Origin of the sequence: Sphingomonas tabacisoli (assembly GCF_042678385.1) — a bacterium.
GTDB classification, from domain to species: Bacteria; Pseudomonadota; Alphaproteobacteria; order Sphingomonadales; family Sphingomonadaceae; genus Sphingomonas_B; species Sphingomonas_B tabacisoli.
Genome location: NZ_JBHUDY010000001.1, coordinates 91,932 through 110,569, shown reverse-complemented (window position 1 = coordinate 110,569; position 18,638 = coordinate 91,932). Strand labels below are relative to the sequence as shown.

General features: G+C 65.6%; 21 protein-coding genes. 2 read left to right on the top strand and 19 right to left on the bottom strand.

Annotated features, from left to right (window positions below):
* Window positions 1-11: 11 nt before the first annotated feature.
* Entirely contained in the window at window positions 12-1,607 is a 1,596-nt protein-coding gene (locus ACFSCW_RS00650; RefSeq protein ID WP_380885853.1) for an LnmK family bifunctional acyltransferase/decarboxylase, read from the bottom strand.
* A 109-nt stretch (window positions 1,608-1,716) separates the two neighbouring features.
* Window positions 1,717-2,475 carry a histidinol-phosphatase gene (hisN, locus tag ACFSCW_RS00645; RefSeq protein WP_380885851.1) on the bottom strand — a complete coding sequence of 253 codons (759 nt, stop codon included), beginning with the start codon at window positions 2,473-2,475 and terminating at the stop codon, window positions 1,717-1,719.
* 62 nt (window positions 2,476-2,537) lie between these two features.
* Here hisN and ACFSCW_RS00640 point away from each other — a divergent pair, with 62 nt between their 5' ends.
* Window positions 2,538-3,383 carry an alpha/beta fold hydrolase gene (locus ACFSCW_RS00640; RefSeq protein WP_380885849.1) on the top strand — a complete coding sequence of 282 codons (846 nt, stop codon included), beginning with the start codon at window positions 2,538-2,540 and terminating at the stop codon, window positions 3,381-3,383.
* Between the two features lie 21 nt (window positions 3,384-3,404).
* On the opposite strand, the gene ACFSCW_RS00635 is transcribed toward ACFSCW_RS00640, so the two are convergent.
* The 13 genes from ACFSCW_RS00635 to ACFSCW_RS00575 form a co-directional block, all read right to left on the bottom strand.
* Window positions 3,405-4,577 carry an AAA family ATPase gene (locus ACFSCW_RS00635; protein WP_380885847.1) on the bottom strand — a complete coding sequence of 391 codons (1,173 nt, stop codon included), beginning with the start codon at window positions 4,575-4,577 and terminating at the stop codon, window positions 3,405-3,407.
* An 81-nt stretch (window positions 4,578-4,658) separates the two neighbouring features.
* A complete protein-coding gene (gene nadB / locus ACFSCW_RS00630; protein WP_380885845.1) occupies window positions 4,659-6,362 on the bottom strand; it encodes an L-aspartate oxidase in 1,704 nt (567 codons plus the stop codon).
* A complete protein-coding gene (locus ACFSCW_RS00625) occupies window positions 6,277-7,857 on the bottom strand; it encodes an O-antigen ligase family protein (RefSeq protein WP_380885843.1) in 1,581 nt (526 codons plus the stop codon). Before ACFSCW_RS00625 ends, nadB begins: the two co-directional genes overlap by 86 nt.
* A 135-nt stretch (window positions 7,858-7,992) precedes the next feature.
* Window positions 7,993-8,370, bottom strand: a complete 378-nt coding sequence (locus ACFSCW_RS00620) for a histidine triad nucleotide-binding protein (RefSeq protein WP_380885841.1) — start codon at window positions 8,368-8,370, stop codon at window positions 7,993-7,995.
* Window positions 8,360-8,812: a low affinity iron permease family protein gene (locus ACFSCW_RS00615; RefSeq protein ID WP_380885839.1), complete on the bottom strand. Its 453-nt coding sequence runs from the start codon at window positions 8,810-8,812 to the stop codon at window positions 8,360-8,362. The genes ACFSCW_RS00620 and ACFSCW_RS00615 overlap by 11 nt, the downstream gene beginning before the upstream one ends.
* 67 nt (window positions 8,813-8,879) lie before the next feature.
* Window positions 8,880-10,544, bottom strand: coding sequence for an ATP-binding protein (locus tag ACFSCW_RS00610; RefSeq protein WP_380885837.1), 1,665 nt, complete (start codon window positions 10,542-10,544; stop codon window positions 8,880-8,882).
* Between the two features lie 53 nt (window positions 10,545-10,597).
* Complete coding sequence (locus ACFSCW_RS00605; protein ID WP_380885835.1) at window positions 10,598-11,353, bottom strand: TIGR02186 family protein; 756 nt, start codon at window positions 11,351-11,353, stop codon at window positions 10,598-10,600.
* Window positions 11,350-12,264, bottom strand: a complete 915-nt coding sequence (locus tag ACFSCW_RS00600) for a sulfite exporter TauE/SafE family protein (RefSeq protein ID WP_380885833.1) — start codon at window positions 12,262-12,264, stop codon at window positions 11,350-11,352. The genes ACFSCW_RS00605 and ACFSCW_RS00600 overlap by 4 nt, the downstream gene beginning before the upstream one ends.
* Before the next feature lie 60 nt (window positions 12,265-12,324).
* Window positions 12,325-13,125 (bottom strand): hypothetical protein, encoded by an 801-nt coding sequence (locus ACFSCW_RS00595; RefSeq protein ID WP_380885831.1) that lies wholly within the window; start codon window positions 13,123-13,125, stop codon window positions 12,325-12,327.
* Between the two features lie 185 nt (window positions 13,126-13,310).
* Window positions 13,311-14,696 (bottom strand): glycosyl transferase family protein, encoded by a 1,386-nt coding sequence (locus ACFSCW_RS00590; RefSeq protein ID WP_380885829.1) that lies wholly within the window; start codon window positions 14,694-14,696, stop codon window positions 13,311-13,313.
* Between the two features lie 73 nt (window positions 14,697-14,769).
* Window positions 14,770-15,270: a 2'-5' RNA ligase family protein gene (locus ACFSCW_RS00585; protein ID WP_380885827.1), complete on the bottom strand. Its 501-nt coding sequence runs from the start codon at window positions 15,268-15,270 to the stop codon at window positions 14,770-14,772.
* A gap of 42 nt (window positions 15,271-15,312) precedes the next feature.
* Window positions 15,313-15,522: a hypothetical protein gene (locus ACFSCW_RS00580; RefSeq protein WP_380885825.1), complete on the bottom strand. Its 210-nt coding sequence runs from the start codon at window positions 15,520-15,522 to the stop codon at window positions 15,313-15,315.
* Window positions 15,523-15,632: 110 nt separating this feature from the next.
* Window positions 15,633-15,956 (bottom strand): VOC family protein, encoded by a 324-nt coding sequence (locus tag ACFSCW_RS00575; RefSeq protein WP_380885823.1) that lies wholly within the window; start codon window positions 15,954-15,956, stop codon window positions 15,633-15,635.
* Between the two features lie 125 nt (window positions 15,957-16,081).
* Here ACFSCW_RS00575 and ACFSCW_RS00570 point away from each other — a divergent pair, with 125 nt between their 5' ends.
* Window positions 16,082-16,816 carry an MT-A70 family methyltransferase gene (locus tag ACFSCW_RS00570; protein ID WP_380885821.1) on the top strand — a complete coding sequence of 245 codons (735 nt, stop codon included), beginning with the start codon at window positions 16,082-16,084 and terminating at the stop codon, window positions 16,814-16,816.
* Here ACFSCW_RS00570 and ACFSCW_RS00565 read toward each other — a convergent pair.
* From ACFSCW_RS00565 to ACFSCW_RS00550, 4 genes are all read right to left on the bottom strand, one after another.
* Window positions 16,795-17,733: a phospholipase D-like domain-containing protein gene (locus tag ACFSCW_RS00565; RefSeq protein WP_380885819.1), complete on the bottom strand. Its 939-nt coding sequence runs from the start codon at window positions 17,731-17,733 to the stop codon at window positions 16,795-16,797. The genes ACFSCW_RS00570 and ACFSCW_RS00565 overlap by 22 nt on opposite strands.
* A 137-nt stretch (window positions 17,734-17,870) precedes the next feature.
* Complete coding sequence (locus ACFSCW_RS00560; RefSeq protein ID WP_380885817.1) at window positions 17,871-18,125, bottom strand: hypothetical protein; 255 nt, start codon at window positions 18,123-18,125, stop codon at window positions 17,871-17,873.
* 12 nt (window positions 18,126-18,137) lie between these two features.
* Window positions 18,138-18,410, bottom strand: a complete 273-nt coding sequence (locus ACFSCW_RS00555; RefSeq protein WP_380885815.1) for a DUF2442 domain-containing protein — start codon at window positions 18,408-18,410, stop codon at window positions 18,138-18,140.
* Window positions 18,385-18,627: a DUF4160 domain-containing protein gene (locus ACFSCW_RS00550; protein ID WP_380885813.1), complete on the bottom strand. Its 243-nt coding sequence runs from the start codon at window positions 18,625-18,627 to the stop codon at window positions 18,385-18,387. The genes ACFSCW_RS00555 and ACFSCW_RS00550 overlap by 26 nt, the downstream gene beginning before the upstream one ends.
* Window positions 18,628-18,638 lie beyond the last annotated feature (11 nt).

The window sequence follows — 18,638 nt, the reverse complement described above, 5'->3', positions numbered from 1 at the left end:
GCGCACCGCCCTCAGGCTGCGGTGACCGGCAGGCCGGCGGGCGGAAGCGTCACGCGTCGCTTTGTTCCCGCGATCCGGGCCATCACATGCCCGTCGCTCGCGCGGGAAAGCGTCGCGACGTAGCTCAGATCGTCGCCAACTTCCGTCCAGTCGTGCAGCCGGAAGATGAGCTCCTCGTCCGGGTCCGCATTGGCGAAATAGCAGATGTCGCGGGCGATAAGGCTGGTCTCGAACGCGAACCATTTGCCTTTCAACCGCGTCAGGCAAAGCTCGGCGATCGACGGATAGGCCGCGAAATAGAGCAGGCCGACGCCGTTGATGTCATGCACCGGAAGCAGATCGTAGCCCGTCTCCGCCAGCACCGGGCCGAAATCGGACGCCCGCAGCGCGCGATATTCCTGGCCGAATTCCGGCAGCTCGGTGATGCTCGGGATCGCGCACCCGTCCGGAATGTCCGGCTGACCTTTGAGCAACGAGGTGTTCGCGCCGGCTTCGCCATATTTGGAGAAGGTCGACATGATGTCGACGCTCGCCTTGCCCCGCGCGCCTTCGAAAATGCCGCTGCCGAAGAACATCGCCGCGCCATAGCGCTGCTCCGCGATCGACATCGTAAGCCGCTCATTCTCTCGATAATCGGTCAGCGGCGCGTCGGAGCGATAGCGGATGCGCGTGAAGGTCGCGTAGAGGCGCGCGCCCGTCGTGTCGGCGAGCGCGCCCGATGTGGTCCGCAGCTCCCGCATCAGGATGCTCCAGTGCAGGTCGCCCAGCTCTTTCATCAGCCAAGGTTCGGCGAGGCCACGGAGCGCCATTTGCGGCATGTTGATCGTATAGGTGCGGCTCTCGCCCGCCGGCCTCGCTTCGGGCGCCAGCGTTTGGGCCGCGGGCGCTGCGAAGGACGCCGCCGCGGGCGCTTGCTGCCGAACCTCGCCGCTGTTCGCCAGCAATTGGTCGAGCCGCGTCAGGCTGCCCCAAAGCGATTCCGGGATCGGCCGTCCCAGCGCCGCCTCGAGCGCCACGCGCACGTTGATGAAGCCGAAGCTGTCGATGCCCAGTGCGTCGATATCCGCGGCGAGATTCGCCTCGCTCGCATCGGGCTTCACCGTGCGAAGGACTTCCAGAAGCTGATCGGGCGAAAGCTTGCTTGCCAGGCTCGACGCGTCTCCGCCGGCCGGAGCAGCCGGACGAACGGGGAGACGGCCGCGCTCCGATTCCACGGCCAGGAAATCGTCCGCCATAATTCCCCAACGGCCAGTCACGACCCCCGACCGGACGATGCGGGCCGGCACGCCCATCACCATCGAATGCGATGGCACGTCGGACATCACCACCGATCCGGCCGCAACCACGCAATGGTCGCCGATCCGGACCCCCGCCAACACCACCGCGCCGGTGCCGATGAAGCAGTTCGAGCCAATGTAAGTGTCGATGTGCCGGTTGTTCACGAAATCGTGCGTTAGGATCGAACAGGCCGGTGCGAGCGCGGTATAGTCGCCGATATGGACGCCGCGCGGGTTGGTATTGTCCAGTCGGGCATGGCGCGAGAGCATCACGCCTTCGCCGATCCTCATGCCCTTGCGGCGCAGTTTGGCGACGGAAAACCGCGACACTGCTCTATGCGCAAGGGTTCTCAGTTTCGGCACACGTTGCTCCCGCCCCATTTACAGGCGCATCGGATGGCATGCGGGGTGCAGGGTTGCAAGCGAGCGGAAACCGGCTTCAGCCGCGATCCAGTATCGCCATGACCTGGTCCAACAGCGCAGGATCGCCAACCGCGATCACCCGGCCGTCGCTGCCCTGAGCGAGCACGTCGCCCGACCAGTCGGTCATCCGCCCGCCCGCGCCTTCGATCACCGGCAGCAGCGCCGCCCAGTCGTGCAGCTTCAACCCGTCCTCGACGACCAGGTCGACATGCCCCGACGCAAGCAGCGCGTAATTATAGCAGTCGCCGCCCAGCACCGTGTCGCCGGACGCCGCCCGCAACGCGTCGAAACCGTCGCAGAACCAGGGCGCAGTGGTCGCGAACAGCGCGCGCGAAAGCTCGCTGCAGGTCCGCGCATGGGCCGGCTCGCCGTTGAACATGGTCGGCCGTCCCGCGACCCCGATCCAGCGCTCTCCCGCGACGGGCTGATCGATCAGCCCGAGCACGGGAAGGCCGCGCTCCATCAGCGCGATCAGCGTTCCGAAAATCGGCCGCCCCGCGATGAAGGACCGGGTGCCGTCGATCGGATCGAGCACCCAGACGCGCTCGGCATCGGCGCGGTGCTCGCCATATTCCTCACCGATGATGCCGTCATGCGGCCGCTCGCGTTCGATCAGCGCTCGCATAGCCGCCTCGGCTTCCCGGTCCGCCTGGGTGACGGGCGAAGCGTCGGCCTTGATCTCGAGGTCGTAGCGCGCCCGGAAATAGGGGCGGATGGCCGCGCCAGCCGCATCGGCAAGCGCATGGGCAAGGGCGATGTCGTTATCGAGAGTCACGGGCACACGCCTTGGACTTGCGTCAGCTAAGGTTCAACCCATCTGAGCTAGCGGGCAAGATCATGGATCGACGGACTTTTCTGGAAGGCTGCGCCACTGCGGCCGCCTTGGGGCTGGCGGGCGAAGCGATGGCGGCCGCGTTCAGCTCGACGCGGCTGTCCATAGAGGTGCGCGGCAACGGCCCGGACGTGATCCTGATCCCGGGCCTGACCAATGGCCGCAGCGTGTGGAACGGCACCGTCAGCGCCGTTCCCGGCTATCGCTATCATCTCGTCCAGGTCGCGGGCTTTGCCGGCGATCCGGCGCGCGGCAATGCCGAGGGCCAAGTGGTCGCCTCGGTCGCAAACGAGATCGCACGCTACATCGTCGAAGCGGGCCTGCGGCGGCCGGCGCTGATCGGCCATTCGATGGGCGGCATCGTCGCGCTGATGGTCGCCGCGCGCTTTCCGGCCCGGATCGGCAAGGTGATGGCCGTCGATATCCTGCCCGCCCCGGCGAGCGGCTTCGGCTTCGCCGGCACGCAAATCAAGCCGTTCGCCGACGCCTTGTTCCAGACGCTGACCGCCTCGCCGCAAGGCCGAACCATGCTGGATTCGCTGATCGGATCGTTCGGTGGATCGGGGTTTGCGAACGGCCGCAGCGATTCGGCCGTCGTCGCCCGCGCGACGCACGAACTGGCGACGATGGACCTAACGCCCGAACTGCCGCGCATCGCCGCGCCCCTGACGGTCGTCTATGCCGCGCCTGCCGATCCGCAGGACGCCGCGGCGGTCGATCGGCTCTATCGCACCAGCTACGCGCCGGCGCGCAAGGCGCAGCTCCGGCGCGTGCCGGGCAGCGGCCACATGATCATGTACGACCAGCCGCAGCGCTTCTACGCAGAGGTGCGGCAGTTCCTCGGCAAGTGATTCGCTCGGAAAAACGGGTGTTCAGTCGGGCATCACGCGTCGCATGAACGCGTCGAACAAGGGCACGGTGAAAGCCGTGTCGCCGTGCGCGGGGCTGTAGAGCATTCCCTTTGCGATCAGGCTGTTGCGCGTCGGCGCGACGCTGGAGACCTTCACGCCCAGCGCATCGGCGACATCGCCTGACCGGTGCGGCCCCGCGCCCAGGCTGGCCATGGCACGGAGATAGCGTTTTTCCGAGGGCGTGAGGCGGTCGAAGCGGACGCGGAAGAAGCTCGCGTCGAGCTCCGCCAGGGCGGTGACCGCGCCGGCGCGAACATCCGTGGCTGTGATCGGCGAAGCGTCGGCCGCGTCCCAGCTATGCTTGCCCCATTCCTGCAGGAAATAGGGGTAGCCCTGCGTGTCGGCGGTGATCCGGGCGATGGCGCCAGGTTCGATCGTCTCCTCCTCGCGCTCGATCGGCAGCCGGATCGCCTCGGACGCGGCCATATTGTCCAGCGGGCCGACGGGGACGAACTCGAACAGCCGCTCAGCATAGGATTTGGCCCGTCCCATTTGCCCGAGGAGCTGCGGCAGGCCGGCAGCGAGCATCGTGACCGGGAGGCGCTTCTGGCTGGCCCGGTGAAGCGCGCTGATCAGCGCTGCGAGCTGCTCCTCCGGCACATATTGCAGCTCGTCTATCACGAGGACGACGGCGATCTCCCGTTCGCGCGCCGCTTCGCCGACCGCGACGATCAGATCGGCCAGGTCGGCCTCCAGATCGCCACTGTCCGCCAGACCGGGCTCCGGCTCGAAATCGAGCGCGACCTCCAGGTCCTCGAACCGGACCTTGAGCTTGGCAAAGCCGGCGAGCGCCTTCAATGCCCGCGTCACGCCCGCCGTCGCCTGCTTCAGGCGGTTGAGCCGCAGCAGTGCGGCGCGAAGCGCAGGCACGAGAATGCCGGGCAAGGAGCGGTTCTCCGGCGCCTCTATGTTGACGACGGCCATGCCTTCGGCCTCTGCGGCATCGCGCATCGTCGCCAGCAGCACGGTCTTGCCGACCCCGCGCAAGCCATAAAGGATCGTGCTGCGCGCCGCACGCCCCGCGCGGATGCGATCGAGCGCGACCGCGGTGCGCTCCAGCATATCCTGGCGCCCGGCGAGCTCCGGCGGCGGCGTTCCGGCACCTGGGGTGAACGGGTTTCGGCGCGGGTCCATAGCAATGTTATTGCAAGTTATCGGATTTCAGTAAACTACCCTAAACTTGCTTGATTGCGTTGGCTCCTTCCCCTGTGGCGGTCACGGCGCCAGTACCGTGTCGCGCGCCTCGGGCAGCATGTCCGGATAGTCGAGCGTGTAGTGCAGGCCGCGGCTTTCGTGGCGTGACAAGGCCGAGCGGACGATCAGGTCGGCGGTCTCGACCAGGTTGCGCAGCTCGATCAGGTCGGGCGTCACGCGGAAATGGCCGTAATAGTCGGCCACTTCCTGGCGCAGCAGCGCGATCCGGTGCTGGGCGCGCTCCAGCCGCTTGGTGGTGCGCACGATCCCGACATAGTCCCACATGAAGCGCCGGATCTCGCGCCAATTGTGCTGAACGATGACTTCCTCGTCGGAATCGGTGACGCGGCTTTCGTCCCATGGCCGGATCGGCGGCGGCTCGGCGAAGCTTTCCCAATTCGCATTGATATGCTTGGCCGCCGCTTCGCCGAACACAAAGCATTCGAGCAGCGAGTTGGACGCCAATCGGTTCGCGCCGTGCAGTCCCGATTGGGTGACTTCGCCCGCCGCGTACAGGCCGGGGAGGTCGGTGCAGCCATGCAGGTCGATCATCACGCCGCCGCACGTATAGTGCTGCGCAGGGACAACCGGGATCGGCTGCGTCGTGATGTCGATGCCCAGGTCCAGCAGCTTCGCGTAGATGGTCGGGAAATGGCCCTTCACGAAATCGGGCGGCTGATGGCTGATGTCGAGATGGACATAGTCGAGGCCCAGCCGCTTGATCTCATGGTCGATTGCGCGGGCGACGACGTCGCGGGGCGCAAGCTCCGCCCGCTCGTCGAAATCGGGCATGAAGCGGTGGCCGCCGCCCGCAACCCCGCTGGGCAGCCGCAGGATGCCGCCTTCGCCGCGCACAGCCTCGGTGATCAGGAAGTTCTTGACCTCCAGATTGTAGAGGCAGGTCGGGTGGAACTGCATGAACTCCATGTTGGAGATGCGGCAGCCCGCCCGCCACGCCATCGCGATGCCGTCGCCGGTCGCCCCGCGCGGCGCTGTCGAATAGAGATAGGTGCGGCCCGCGCCGCCGGTCGCGAGGATCGTCGCACGACTGGTGAAGAGCTCGACATGGCCGGTCTTGCGATTGACCGCATAGACGCCCCAGACATGGCCGTCGCCCGAATATCTGACGCCATGACGCCCTGTCACCAGGTCGATCGCGACCCGGTCCGGCACCAGCGTGATGTTCGGGTGCGCATGGGCGGCGCGCTCCAGCGCCTGCTGCACGGCCCAGCCGGTCGCGTCGTCGACATGGACGATGCGGCGGTGGCTGTGCCCGCCCTCGCGCGTCAGGTGGAGCGCGCCGGCATCCTCGTTGAACGGCACGCCGAGCTCGACCAGCCGGGCGATCGCCGCCGGCGCGTTCTCGACGACGAACTCGACGGTGCGCCGGTCGTTGAGGCCGGCGCCCGCGATCATCGTGTCTTCGATATGCTTGTCGAATGTGTCGCCTTCGTCGAGCACGGCGGCGATGCCGCCCTGCGCCCAGGCGGTCGATCCTTCCGAAAGCCCACCTTTCGCCAGCACCACGACCCGGAAGCGGTCGGCGAGGTTCAGCGCGGCAGTGAGCCCCGCCGCGCCCGAGCCAAGGATGACGACGTCATACGCCTGTGGGTCGGCGGTTACGGGCAACGCGTGCGCTTCACTCGGCCGGCTGGAGCTGGCCGGGCATCGTTCTTGCGGGCACAGCCGCCGCGCCCAGTCCCTGCCGTTTCGGCGCCGCCGCATAGCGGGCGTACATCGCGATCGTCATGCCGAAGAGGATGAAAATGAACGGGACGTTGTCGCTCTGGCTGAGCACGAGGCGGACGAAGAACAGGACCGCGATGCCGCAGGCCAGCGGCAACGCCAGCTCGGCTTCCTTGCTGTTCGACGTCAGATAGGTCCGGCTCGCCAGCGCGAATGTATAGAAGAACATGCCGAAGAAGCAGATCAGCCCCAGCACGCCATAATCGAGCCCGACCGAAATGAAGTAGCTGTCGACCGTGACCATGCCGCTCGGCAGGTGGTAATCCAGCGTGTCGCCGCTGCGCGCCGTCCCGTACCCGAACGGATTACGGAACAGCTTTGGCCAGAACATATGGAACTGGACCTTGCGGCTGTCGTCGCTGAAGCCCGTCGAGCCGCCGCCGATCGTGCGGTTGTGCACCGCGGGCACGAACAGCATCGCGAATATGAAGGCCGACGCCGCGACCGGGTAGGCGAGGCTGATGGCCGGGCCGATCAGGTCGCGCCCCTTGGCCATCCACCGCTTCGCGCCCCAAAGAAGCAGGAAGACCGAATGGCTGACGAGGAGACCGACGATGCCCAGCCGCGCGCGGGTGAGGATGATTGCGCCCAGCAGCACCAAATCGACCAGAACCCAGAAGAGGATGCGGCCGAGATGGTTGCTGGAGAAGGCACGGTGCAATGCATAGGGCACTGCGAGCGACAGGAACTCCGCCAGGCAGAGCGCCACGGTGAAAACGCTGGTGACGCGATATTCGCCGTCGCGGATGGCGCCTTGCAAGATGCGCTGCAGCACTTCGTCCTGCACGGTCAGGAAGCCGGGGATATGGTCGGCCCAAAGCAGACGCCCGTTCCTATATTCCAGAATGCTGATCACGCAGTTGATCGCGACGGCGATCAGGATCAGCACTTCCCAGCGGCGCAGGTTCTTCGGCTTATCGAACAGGAAAGTGGCCGCGATCAGCGGCAAGCCCCAGACGAACACCTGATTGAGCGACTGGTTGAACGACACGGCGACGGTGGCGCTGATCGGCAGCGTGAGCCAGTGCAGCGCGAAGTAGGTGGCCGCCATGATCCAGAACGGCTTGGTCTTCCCCATCCGGTCGGCAAGTTCCCGACGCATCTCGCCGGACATGGACAGGCAAAGCAGCAGCGACAGCGCCAGCATCCACGACCAGATGCGCCGCGCCGAAATCCAGGCAAAACCCGGAATCTGGACCGCCATATAATCCGGCCAGATGACGAGGACGGCCGCGAAGGCGAAGAAACTGAACGTGAGCAGGCCAAGCGGGCCGCGCGTGCCATCCGGGAGCGCCCAAATGGTCAGCAGCACCAGCACCAGGACGGGGAAGCTGAAATACAGCAGGAACAGCGGCGGCAGCAGCGCGACGCAAAGGCCGTAAAACAGGCTTGCGGTCACGATCGTCACGTAAAAGAGGCTCTTCGTCACCAGCTTGCGCAGCGGCGACGGCTCCTGACGGTAGCCAGGCAGCACCGGCGGCCTGCTCCCAAGGCTCCTCAGCCTCGCCCCCAAAGACGTCACCCGCATTCTCCTACGCCAGGCCGCGATTGCGCAGCCCAATAACTACATCAGCGGCAACGCTGCCGCCACCCTCGAAGCGCCCGCCGGTCAGCGCGCAAGCATCGGCCCGAGCGGCCGCCCTCCGAAGATATGGACATGGAGGTGCGGCACTTCCTGGTGACCGTCGAGTCCGGTATTGGCGAGCAGCCGGTACCCGCTCCCGAGCAATCCGGCTTCGCGCGCGACATGGCCGACCGCGCGGACGAAGCCGGCGATCTCCGCCTCGCTGCCGTTCGCGGAGAAATCGTCCCACGAGACATAGGCGCCTTTGGGGATCACCAATATGTGCTCCGGCGCCTGCGGGTTGATGTCATGGAAAGCGAGCGCGTGCTGGTCTTCATAGACTTTCCGGCATGGAATCTCGCCGCGCAGGATGCGCGCGAAGATATTGTCGGGGTCGTAAGGCTTCGTCGCGTCAACGGGCATTCGCTTTCCTCGCCTGCATCCGCCTGATCCGATAATGGCGCCTCAGCAGGCGGTCCACCGTGTCGTCGGCGGTTTTCTGCTTGTCCTGCGAGTCCCTGACTTCTTCTTCCAGCGCATCGCGGATTTGGCAGATTTCGAGATCCGTCAAATGCTCGATGCCGATGAACTGCTCGCGCGCATTATCGACGGCGCGGATCAGCTCATCGAGCTTCGCCTGCATCGCCGAGGCATCGCGATTCTGGCTGTTCTGGATCAGGAACACCATTAGGAAGGTGACCACGGTCGTCGCCGTGTTCACGATCAGCTGCCAGGTGTCGGAATAATGGAACACCGGCCCCGTCGCCGCCCAGATCAGGATCAGGACCAGCGCGAAGACGAACGTGATTGGCTGGCCCGACGCATTGGCGATGCGGGTGGCGATGTGCGTGAAGACTCTGTCCATGCTCAGGCTCTCATGATCGTAACGCCTGTGCAACGCGTAGAGGGCGGTCTGGTGCCGCCCTCCGGCTTCACCGTCCCTGGGCACGCCAGCGCTTGATGGTGCGCGCCAGACTGTCTTCCTCGCCGCCGGTCCGCTTCCACAGTTCGGAGAACAATGGATCGCTAGAGGCCGGCCGCTTGCTCTCCTCGAGCGTGTCGAGCGCGACGCGGATCGGGATCGAGACACCCTCTCCGCAGATGATCGCCTCGCGGTTGCGGAGCGCCGGGATGGAATCGAGAAAGCCTTTCGCGCCTTCGGGCATCGCCGCCTTCACGAACGCCTGGTCGCGTTCGTTGTTGAGGCGCATCGCGATGATCGTGCCGCACTGCGATAGCACGCCTTCGGCCAGATCGGACGGACGCTGCGTAATCAGGCCCAGCGACACGCCGTATTTGCGGCCTTCCTTGGCGATGCGGCTCAGAATGCGGCCGACCGACGAGCCATCGGCATTGCGCTCGTTCGGCACATACCGGTGCGCTTCTTCGCAGACGAGCAGCACCGGCCGCTCCTGCTCGCCACGCGACCAGATCGCATAGTCGAACACCATGCGGCTGAGCACCGCGACCACGACCGATGTGATTTCGGACGGCACGCCCGAGACGTCGATGATCGAGATCGGCTTGCCCTTGCCGGGCAGCCGGAACACGCGTGCGATGAACTCGGACATCGTGTCGGCAACCAGCATGCCCGAAAACATGAAGCTGTAGCGCGGATCGGCCTTGATCTCGTCGATCTTGGTCTTCAGCCGCATATAGGGCGCGCTGTCGCCGGCCTTGTCGAGCTTGCCCATTTCGAGCTGGATCAGATTGGTCAGGTCGCTCAGCAGATACGGGATCGGCGAATCGACCGTCAGCTTCGTCACGCCTTCGGCCGCGCGGTTCTTGGCCTTCGCCGCCAGCAGGCACTTGGCGAGAATGTCCGCGTCCATCTGCCGGTTGGAGCCGGACGAGGTGACGAACACCTCGCAATGCTCCTCGAAGTTCATCAGCCAGTAGGGCATGGCGAGGTTCGACACGTCGTAGATCGCGCCATTGCCCTCGAACGCCGCCGAATATTCGCCGTGCGGGTCGATCATCACGACATGGCCTTCGGGCGCCATCTCGCAGATGCGGTGCAGGATCAGTGCCGCGCTGGTCGATTTACCGGTACCGGTCGATCCCAGCAGCGCGAAGTGCTTGCCGAGCAACGCGTCGATGAACAGCGCGCCGCGAATGTCGCGGGTCGGGAACACCGTGCCGACCTCGATGTGCGGCCGCTCGTCCGCGGCGTACATTTCCTTCATGTCGAGGCTGCTGACCGGGTACACCTCGGTGCCCGGAACCGGATAGCGGGTAACGCCGCGCCGGAATTTGTAGAGGCGGCCGGTCAGCCGCTCCTCATCGCCTTCGCCGAGGAAGTCGATCTGCGCGCGGATCGCGCCGCTCGCCGGATCGAGCTGCAGCGCGCGGACGTTCGCCACCAGCCAGACGGCGCCGACCTTGATCTTCACCTGCGCGCCGACCTGACCCGACATCGCGATGCTGGGGTCCGGATTGCCGGCCAGGCGATCGAGCATCGCCTTGTCGAGCACGATCTGCGAATTGGACCCGGCGATGTCGATCACGTGACCGATCGCAGCAGCCGACGCTTGCGCTGACGAGGGCACGCCGGCGGAATCGTCGTGAAACTGGGACTGACCGGGTACAAGATCCATCTTCGGGTCCTCTGAATGGGCCCGATCGGTTTACGGTCGGCAGGTAAAGAAAATCAGAACCGGCGGAACAGCGCCCCCGCCGCCCAACCGAGCCCGACCGAGAGCGCGACGGCGAGAATGCCGTAGATGAAGCCGTGGTCTTCCGCCGCGCGCGCAACATATTGCTCGAAACCGGATTTTCGGATCTGGATGTCCTTGACGGCGGCGGCGATCACACGGCCGTCCTGGATCAGGAAGGTTTCGGCGGTGTAGGTGCCGACCGGCACGCGCGCCGGGATGCGGATGCGGGCGCGATAAAGCACGCCATCGGCGATGCGGACGGCGCCTGGCTGCTCCGCATAAAGGCCGCTCCGTTCGCGCACATCGACGAGCCCGTTCTTGAAGCGGTTGGCCTTGTCCGGCGTGTCGGCATCGGCTGGCGAGAGCTGCAGGTTACGGATGCCGAGCTCATAGATGGCGGACGTCCGTTCATCGACAAGCTGGTCGAGCGGCCGCGAGCTCGCCACCGCGTAGAAGGCGGGCGCCGACCGGAACCGCGCGCTGTCGGCGTTCACCCAGATGCCGGCCACTTTCTGCTTCTCGCGCAGCACGATCGGCTCCACCGGCCCTTTGACGACCACCGCGATATCGGCCTGCCGTTCGGGCGCGCGGCCGCCGGGATAGACGATCGCGCCGAACAGCAAGAGCTCGACGCCCGTAAAGCTGTAGACGATCTGGATGTCGCGCTGCGACACGTCGGGCACCAGCAGCGGATTGACGGCGCCGATCAGCGCGGGCGCCAGCAAGGCGAGCAGGCCGGCGCGCTTCACGAGAGCTGCACCGTGTAGATTTCGTCGGGCCGCCAGCCAAGCCCGATCGCCATGCGGATGGCGACGATCAGCACCAGCGCGGCAAGCAGCAGGCGAAGATAATCGGGCTTCAGCCGCTGCGCGAGCCGCGCGCCGAGCTGCGCGCCGACGACGCTGCCGATCAGCAGCAATGCGGCCAGCACGATATCGACGGCGTGGGTGGTGACCGCATGGATCAATGTCGTCGCCGCCGTCACGAACAGGATCTGGAACAGCGACGTGCCGACCACCACCCGCGTCCCCATGCCGAGCAGGTAGATCATCGCCGGCACCATGATGAAGCCGCCGCCTACGCCGAGCAGCACGGTCAGGATGCCCGTCGCCACGCCGAGCAGCAGCGGCGCGAGCGGCGAGATGTAGAGGCCGGAGGCGTAGAAGCGCCACCGGAGCGGCAGCGCGGCGACCAACGGATGATGTCGTCGTTTGCTCGCCGGCGGCGCCTCGCCGGTCCTCATCGCACGCAGCGTGCGGATCGCGTCGCGCATCATCAGGCTGCCGATGCTGCCGAGCAGCACGACGTAGAGCAGGTTGATGACGGTATCGATCTGGCCGGTCGCCTGAAGCACGCGGAACAGAACCGCGCCCAGCATCGATCCGATCATGCCGCCGGCGACCAGCACGCCCCCCATCGGTACGTCGACCCCGCCGCGGCGGAAATGCGCGAACACCCCAGAAACGCTGGCGCCCGTCACCTGGCTGGCGGCGGACGCGGCGGCGACGGTCGGCGGAATCCCGTAGAAGATCAGCAGCGGCGTGGTCAGGAAGCCGCCGCCGACGCCGAACAATCCGGAGAGCACGCCGACGCCCAGCCCCAGCGCGACGATCACGAGCGCGTTCACGGACAGGTTGGCAATCGGCAGATAGAGGTCCATGCGCGTCCCGCTGCGGCGTCGCGCCGGTCTATCGGCCTAGCGCGCGAAGCGGAAGCACGATCAGAAGTCGGCGCCCACCGACAGCGCAAAACCTGACCCGGGTCGCGCATGACCGGCCACCCGTTCGCGCCATTCGCCGCCAATCCGCACCGCTCCCCTGCCGATCGGCACATGCGCGACGAGTTGCGGCCCTACGTCCAGTCGCGAAACGCCGGGCTGCGCTCCGCCCCAAAGTCCGGCACCCGCGCCGATCCTGACCTTGCCGGCGCGGATGACGGGACGCTCGATGCGGACCGCTCCGTCGACATAGGGATCGCGTCGCCTCGCTCCGACCAGCCCAGCTTGCGCGTATCCGTCGAGCATGCCCCGGAACGGCAGCACAATGGAATCCGCACCGCCGAAGATGCCGAGCGCAAAGGCATCCCGGCCGCCGTGGTCCAGCCCAACGCGCCGCTCGACCGTTAGCGTGATAGGAACTCGGGGCAGCGGCCGCCAATCCAGCGCGACCGCCGCTTCCTTGCCAAGGCGCGTTTGTAAGGGACCGGAGACCCGCACGGCCGCCCCCAACCCGGACCCCAGTTCATATCGCGCGCGGAGGCCGGCCTGGCTGCCGCCGAGCTGTCCCGCCGAAGCAAGCCCCGGTCCGGCGCGGCCGCGGACGATGCTCCATGTCGACACGGAGAAGCGGTTGCTGGGCATCACGTCGGGAGCGGGAGGCTGCGGCGGCTGAATGGGCGTCGCTGCGGGTGAGCTGGGTCGATCAGGCGCAGGCTCAGCCGAGACAAGCAACACGCCCGAGGCCGGAGAGGCGAGCGCCTTCGGCGGCGCCTCGATCTGCCCCGAAATGGCTTCGCGCGCCACGATTCTAACGCGGGCGCCGGTGGCTAGAGGGAGCGGCAATGTATCGCTGGGTAGCGCCGAGAGGGGAGCTTGCCATGCGATACGTTTGGGCTTTGCAGCCGCCCGATGCTCCGGCCACAACATCACCGCGCGGACTGCCGCCCAGCCGCCCACCACCAGAAACAAGAAGCCGACCGGGCCGGTCCTCATTCGGCAGGCATGGCCTTGGGGAAGCTATGCTCTGTCTTGTCCCACACCAAAGGCGCACCGCGCGCCAGGCGGAGGTAAGAAATCAGTGCCCGCCGCGCCGATGCCATCGCGATAAGATTACCGAGCAGCGTGCGCGGGACCGAAGCCAGTCCCTCCAATGGTCCATAGGCATGCGTCACGAACGCCGCGCGGACCAGTAGCCGCCACAGCATCAATCCGGTGCAGACCGCGAAGAGCGCCTGCGCGACCGGCCCGAAAGCAGGCCCGCGCCCAAACAGGTTCAGCACCAGCCAGCCAGCACCGGACACATAGGCGCAGAGCAGCACCAGCGCGGCAAGGATCGCGCGGCGGTCGCGCAGCCGCATCCAATGCTCGGCCCAGCCGCCGCGCCAGCCGAGCCGCCCCCAGCCCGAGAGCGCAATTCCCGCCTGCCAGCGCGCTTTTTGCCGGACTGCGGCGTCGAGCGTATCGGGGAAATGCGCGCGCACCGCGACCGCGCCGCCGCCGGCATTTCCCGGCAGACGCACGAAAATGCCGCGCCCGCCCATTTCGCGGATGCGCAGGCCCAGCTCGTAATCCTCGGTGACGCTGCCTTCGTCGAACGGCGCGCCGTGCCGTGCCGCAATCCTGTCGAGCGCCGCCCGCGAGAAACCGCAGCCGACGCCGGCCGACGGCACGCCTGCGCCGATCGCCTCGCGGACCGTCAGCACCTTGCCATGCGATTCCGAAAACTCGTCCGCATAGGTACTGGATATCGCCTGCGCCCACATACCGCGCTCGCGCTCGATCAGCGGCAGCACCGGGAGCTGGACCAGATCGAAGCGCGGGCAAAGCGCCGCATAGATGCCGATCTCCGCGGAATGGACGACGTCCTCGGCATCATGCAGCGCCACCGCGACCACCGGTGCGCCGGTTCTTTCGTCGGCCAGCAATGCCCGCCACATCGCGTTGAGATTGTCCGCCTTGGTGGTCGGGCCGTCGCGCGGATTGAGGACGGGACGAACTTTCGGCTCACGCGCCGCGACCGCTTGCACGGCGGCCCAGGTCTCCGGATCGTTCGGATAACATCCGACATAGATGCGGCAGTCCGCGCCGCGCCACCGCTCCAGGGCCGTCTCCAGCATCGGACCGATCACCGCCGCCTCGTGCCAGGCCGGCACGAACACCGCGACCATACCGCTCCCGCGCGCCGCCACGCCCTGCGCATCGGCACGCGGATGCCTGGTATAAACGACGACTCGCCGCCACAGCGTCCGCGCCAGCCAGATCAGATCGACGGCAAGATCGTCGAGCCCGCCGATCGCGATGCCGACCGCCGCAAACAGCGCCAGCTCATGCGTCGCGAGCGCGGCGGCACGCACCGCGCTCTCCTCCCAGCCCATGCGACAGTCCCCCCGTTGCGGGCCGACTTGTCAGGCTTTTCTGAGGCTTGCGCAAGGGGGCGGGGAGTCTGGATCAAATCGGGAGCGGCGAAGTCACCGTCGGGCGCAGCTTCCAGCAGCCGTGCTCGACGTGTCGGGTCTGGCCGACGACGCTTTCGACCAGCAGGATTTCCTCCACGGTCCATCCGATCGGCGCGATCTTCTCCGCGCGCAGGCGATCGCCGCCATAGTTGATCGTCAGATGCGGCTCGGGCGTGGTGCCGAGCATCAGCGGCGCACGGGCGGAGACGAGGTGGCGGATCAACGCCGCCTGGAACGCACGCGCTTCGGGCAACGGATCGCGCGTCCTGAGCGTGACGGCCTTGCGGTTCTCGATCCGGTCGAAGGCGAGCGGAAAGGCCGTGCCGTCGAACGCGTCCAGCGCGGCGATCGTGGTCGGCAGCCAGTCCGGCGGCGCACGGTGAAGGTCGAACAGCAATGCCAGGGTGACGTGGAGCAGCTCGGGCCCCCGCTTCGCATCGTTGCGCGGCAGGGCAGCGATCTGTGCGGCGACCGCAGGCGGCGGCTTGGCCATGACATACAACGGATTGCGGGCTCGCATGGCTCGAGGTGCGGCTCAGCTACCCGGCGGCGGCAGGGCCTTTGCCGCGCGTTTGGCGCGGACGATCGGCGGCACGGACAGCAGGATCGCCGCGACCAGGCCGCCGATCGCGAGCAGGCCGAGCGGCGTCACCCGCACTTCCGATTCCATCAGGACGCGATCGCCGACGCGCAGCGAGGCGCGGGCGATCTGCGGCGCGGCGAGCGGGTGCGGCTCGGCTTCCATGCCGACAGCGTATCAGCCGCCCGGCGCGTCCGGTAGAGGGAGCGCGAACGCCGGGGCTCAGCGCCCGATCAGGTCCCAGCGGTTGCAGGAGCTGTTTCGACACCCCTTCGTCATGCCGGACTTGATCCGGCACCCATCTTTCCTGCTTCGGGCCTTGAGAGAAGAAGAGGTGGACCCGGGATCAAGTCCGGGGTGACAGGCAAGTGGCCCGCCCGGTCTCCCATGAAGCGCTCCTGCTCCGGCGTCGCCGCGCGGGCGAGGAGGATGGAGGCGCCGTTCTCCCCCGCTCCCGGCGGCGCGACGACCACCCATCGCTTGTCCTGCTCGGGCTGGTAGCTGTTCTCGACCAGCGTGAAGCCGAGCACGCCCGTGAACCAGGCGATCGCCTCGTCATAGTCGCGGACGATCAGGGCGATGTGGGCGAGGACAAACACGTTACTCTTCTTGCGGATTCTTTCTGATTCTGTCAGAATCTCATCATGGCCAGGAATATGGTCCCTGTCTCAGTCTCGATCGACACCAAGATCCGCTTAGAAGCCCTAGAGGGAGCCCTGAAGGCATGTACCGCTCCAACCGCTCAGCCGGTGATCAATCGATCCTCGATCTGCCATTTTGCGATCCGCGAGTTGATGGACCGGTACGAGAAGAATCCAAAGCTTCTCGCTCGAAAGCTCGGCTTGGCGACGAGCAACAAGTAAGTCGCTGGGAAGGGCTACCGTGCGGTCCCTACGATGTTGTTTTGGCCGATCCGCCCTGGTCGTATTACGGCCAGCAGGACAAGTGGACTGCCGCAGCTAAGTTTTATCCGACAGCCCCAGACGAGCAGATTGCCGCTTTGCCAATGCATGATCTGCTTTCGAAAAACGGTATCCTGTTTTTGTGGGCAACCTCACCGCGCCTCGATGTTGCGATGGAATGCATAAAGAGCTGGAAGCTATATTTCCGCGGCATGGCGTTTGTGTGGGTAAAAGCTAGGAAGGACGGCAAGCCTATAGGTGCTCAAGGTATACGACCGTCCATTATCAAACCCACTGCCGAATACGTGATTGCTGCAAGCAAAGTTGCGAAGGGTCGCCCTCTTAAGCTCTATAACGAGGGCGTTCCAAACGTTATTCTTGCGCCTAAGCGCGAGCACTCTCAAAAGCCACCTGAAGTGCAAGCTCACATTGAGAGCATGTATCCTGGCGCACGGCGACTAGAAATGTTTGCAAGAGCAACCCGACCAGGGTGGGAGGCTTGGGGCAACGAAACTGATCGTTTCGACGCTCCCGGCTATACTATCGCCGCAGAATAGCCACGCCGGGCGAGCATCGCTCGCCCTGCTGCGGTTATACGATAGCCACTGTCGACGTGCTCAAGATATCCACGCGCAATCGGGTTGTTACTGGCTGGACCGCCATCCCAGTTAGACTGGATATTTCTCAAACGCTGAACCCATTTAGCGTTGGGTTGACTGTTCGACGGCGCCAAATCATCGGCCGTCAGCGCAATCATGCGGGGCACCATTCTCTTCGCAAGATTTAGAGTACAGATACCGTCCGGTTGCGCGGCAGCCAGCCGCGCCACTGCCACGCCGATGACCGCCTCGCTAGTCTTGCCGGTTGGTATCATGTCTTCGACACGTTCTTGTGCCGCAGGTTCCGGAGGGGCCGCTTCACGACTGGAAACATTGCGGCGGTCAACCGCCGTCGCTGCATAGACTATCGCATAATCGGCGAGTTCCTGAGCGGAAGGTTCATGACCGATCGCCCAAAGCTCCTCAAAGGCGCTTAAGATATTTCGGGCGTCCGCAGCATCCTCCGCACGGAGTAATACTGCGGCCTCAGCATTTTCCTGTAATCCACGCTGAGTCATGTTCCCAGAGCCTATGACCAGAAGAGCGCTCTCAGGCGCAGTCGAGGACCAGAAGCGATATAGCTTGGGATGGAATCGTCGCACTGGCGACAGTCGAGCTACCCTGAGTTCAGCACCCGCCCTATTTTGAAGATGGGCAATCGCCGCAGGCTGGGTAATCGCATCATCGAGACCTAAAATCCATCTCGTAACCGGGATTGTGCCCGTGACACGATCGAGCGCTCGGATTCCTTGAAGAGTAGCATACGCGACCGCTACGTCGAGACGGTCGAAGGCTTCGCTCAACACACAGGGCTTGAGAGCCGCCGCCAATGAAAGCCCAAGGCCACCGCCTTGCGGCAAAATCTCACTCTGCATCGGCTTTGCGCGCAAGCCGCAAGCACAGTTCACGTCTCTTGCGAAATGTTACAGTCATCTCAGCCCCCCCTCAGCTGCGATAAACGTGACGGTTTTTGTAGAGCGACCCCGTCACAGGTCAACATGCCGCCCAGCCCTCACCCCAAGACGCGCACGCCTTCCTTCGGCCAATCCTTGTCGACGTCGACGCCGCGCTTCGTCCATTCTTCGCGGGTCCAGCATTTGGTCTGTTCGATGAGGGTGCCGGTCACCGCGTAGATGCGCATGCAGTAGCGGGTGTCGGGGGTGCCGGCCGGCGCCGCTGCCGGCCGCGGCCCGTCCCCGCCGGCGGCCAAGGCCGGCATCGCGGCGGCGATCATGCTCAAGGCCAGAAGCAGTTTTCCGTGCGCCATGTCGTTCCTCCTTCAGGCTCGGCGGCTTTGCACTCCCGGAGCGGGGGCGCCGCGCAACAGGCCTTCGGTGCTCAAATCTTCATCGACGTCCGGCCAGTGAATACCATAGCCGCCCCCCGCGAGTTCCCAGTTGGCCCGCTGCTCTGCCGTGGCGTTGAACAGACGTGGATACCAGGCGAGCGGCACGGCGATCGTGCGGCCGTCCATCAAATCGACGACCAGCCTGTCGTCGTCGCAGGTGACGCCCGCGACGCGTTCGTCACCGATCTGAGCCGAAGTAGCCATGCCACGCCTCTAGCAGATTTGGCTGGTGCTGTCGCACCATGTTGATGATCGCGCTGATCTCGTGCGGGCGGAAGCCGATATTCTTGGCCATCGCGACCGGCACCAGCCACACCTTCAGCGAACATCCGCCCTTGTCGACATGGACGTGCGGCGGCTCGTTCGGCTCGTGGCTGTAGAAGTGGAAGCGATAGCCTGCGAGGCGGAGGACAGTCGGCATTCACGGCTCCA

What these genes read in the sequence shown, in the direction of transcription:
- ACFSCW_RS00640 (WP_380885849.1), top strand. Translation starts at nt 2,538, where the DNA reads ATGGATCGACGGACTTTTCTGGAAGGCTGCGCCACTGCGGCCGCCTTG.
- ACFSCW_RS00635 (WP_380885847.1), bottom strand. Translation starts at nt 4,577, where the DNA reads ATGGACCCGCGCCGAAACCCGTTCACCCCAGGTGCCGGAACGCCGCCG.
- nadB (WP_380885845.1), bottom strand. Translation starts at nt 6,362, where the DNA reads ATGCGGCGGCGCCGAAACGGCAGGGACTGGGCGCGGCGGCTGTGCCCG.
- ACFSCW_RS00620 (WP_380885841.1), bottom strand. Translation starts at nt 8,370, where the DNA reads ATGCCCGTTGACGCGACGAAGCCTTACGACCCCGACAATATCTTCGCG.
- ACFSCW_RS00615 (WP_380885839.1), bottom strand. Translation starts at nt 8,812, where the DNA reads ATGGACAGAGTCTTCACGCACATCGCCACCCGCATCGCCAATGCGTCG.
- ACFSCW_RS00610 (WP_380885837.1), bottom strand. Translation starts at nt 10,544, where the DNA reads ATGGATCTTGTACCCGGTCAGTCCCAGTTTCACGACGATTCCGCCGGC.
- ACFSCW_RS00600 (WP_380885833.1), bottom strand. Translation starts at nt 12,264, where the DNA reads ATGGACCTCTATCTGCCGATTGCCAACCTGTCCGTGAACGCGCTCGTG.
- ACFSCW_RS00590 (WP_380885829.1), bottom strand. Translation starts at nt 14,696, where the DNA reads ATGGGCTGGGAGGAGAGCGCGGTGCGTGCCGCCGCGCTCGCGACGCAT.
- ACFSCW_RS00585 (WP_380885827.1), bottom strand. Translation starts at nt 15,270, where the DNA reads ATGGCCAAGCCGCCGCCTGCGGTCGCCGCACAGATCGCTGCCCTGCCG.
- ACFSCW_RS00580 (WP_380885825.1), bottom strand. Translation starts at nt 15,522, where the DNA reads ATGGAAGCCGAGCCGCACCCGCTCGCCGCGCCGCAGATCGCCCGCGCC.
- ACFSCW_RS00570 (WP_380885821.1), top strand. Translation starts at nt 16,082, where the DNA reads ATGTACCGCTCCAACCGCTCAGCCGGTGATCAATCGATCCTCGATCTG.
- ACFSCW_RS00565 (WP_380885819.1), bottom strand. Translation starts at nt 17,733, where the DNA reads ATGCAGAGTGAGATTTTGCCGCAAGGCGGTGGCCTTGGGCTTTCATTG.
- ACFSCW_RS00560 (WP_380885817.1), bottom strand. Translation starts at nt 18,125, where the DNA reads ATGGCGCACGGAAAACTGCTTCTGGCCTTGAGCATGATCGCCGCCGCG.
- ACFSCW_RS00555 (WP_380885815.1), bottom strand. Translation starts at nt 18,410, where the DNA reads ATGGCTACTTCGGCTCAGATCGGTGACGAACGCGTCGCGGGCGTCACC.
- ACFSCW_RS00550 (WP_380885813.1), bottom strand. Translation starts at nt 18,627, where the DNA reads ATGCCGACTGTCCTCCGCCTCGCAGGCTATCGCTTCCACTTCTACAGC.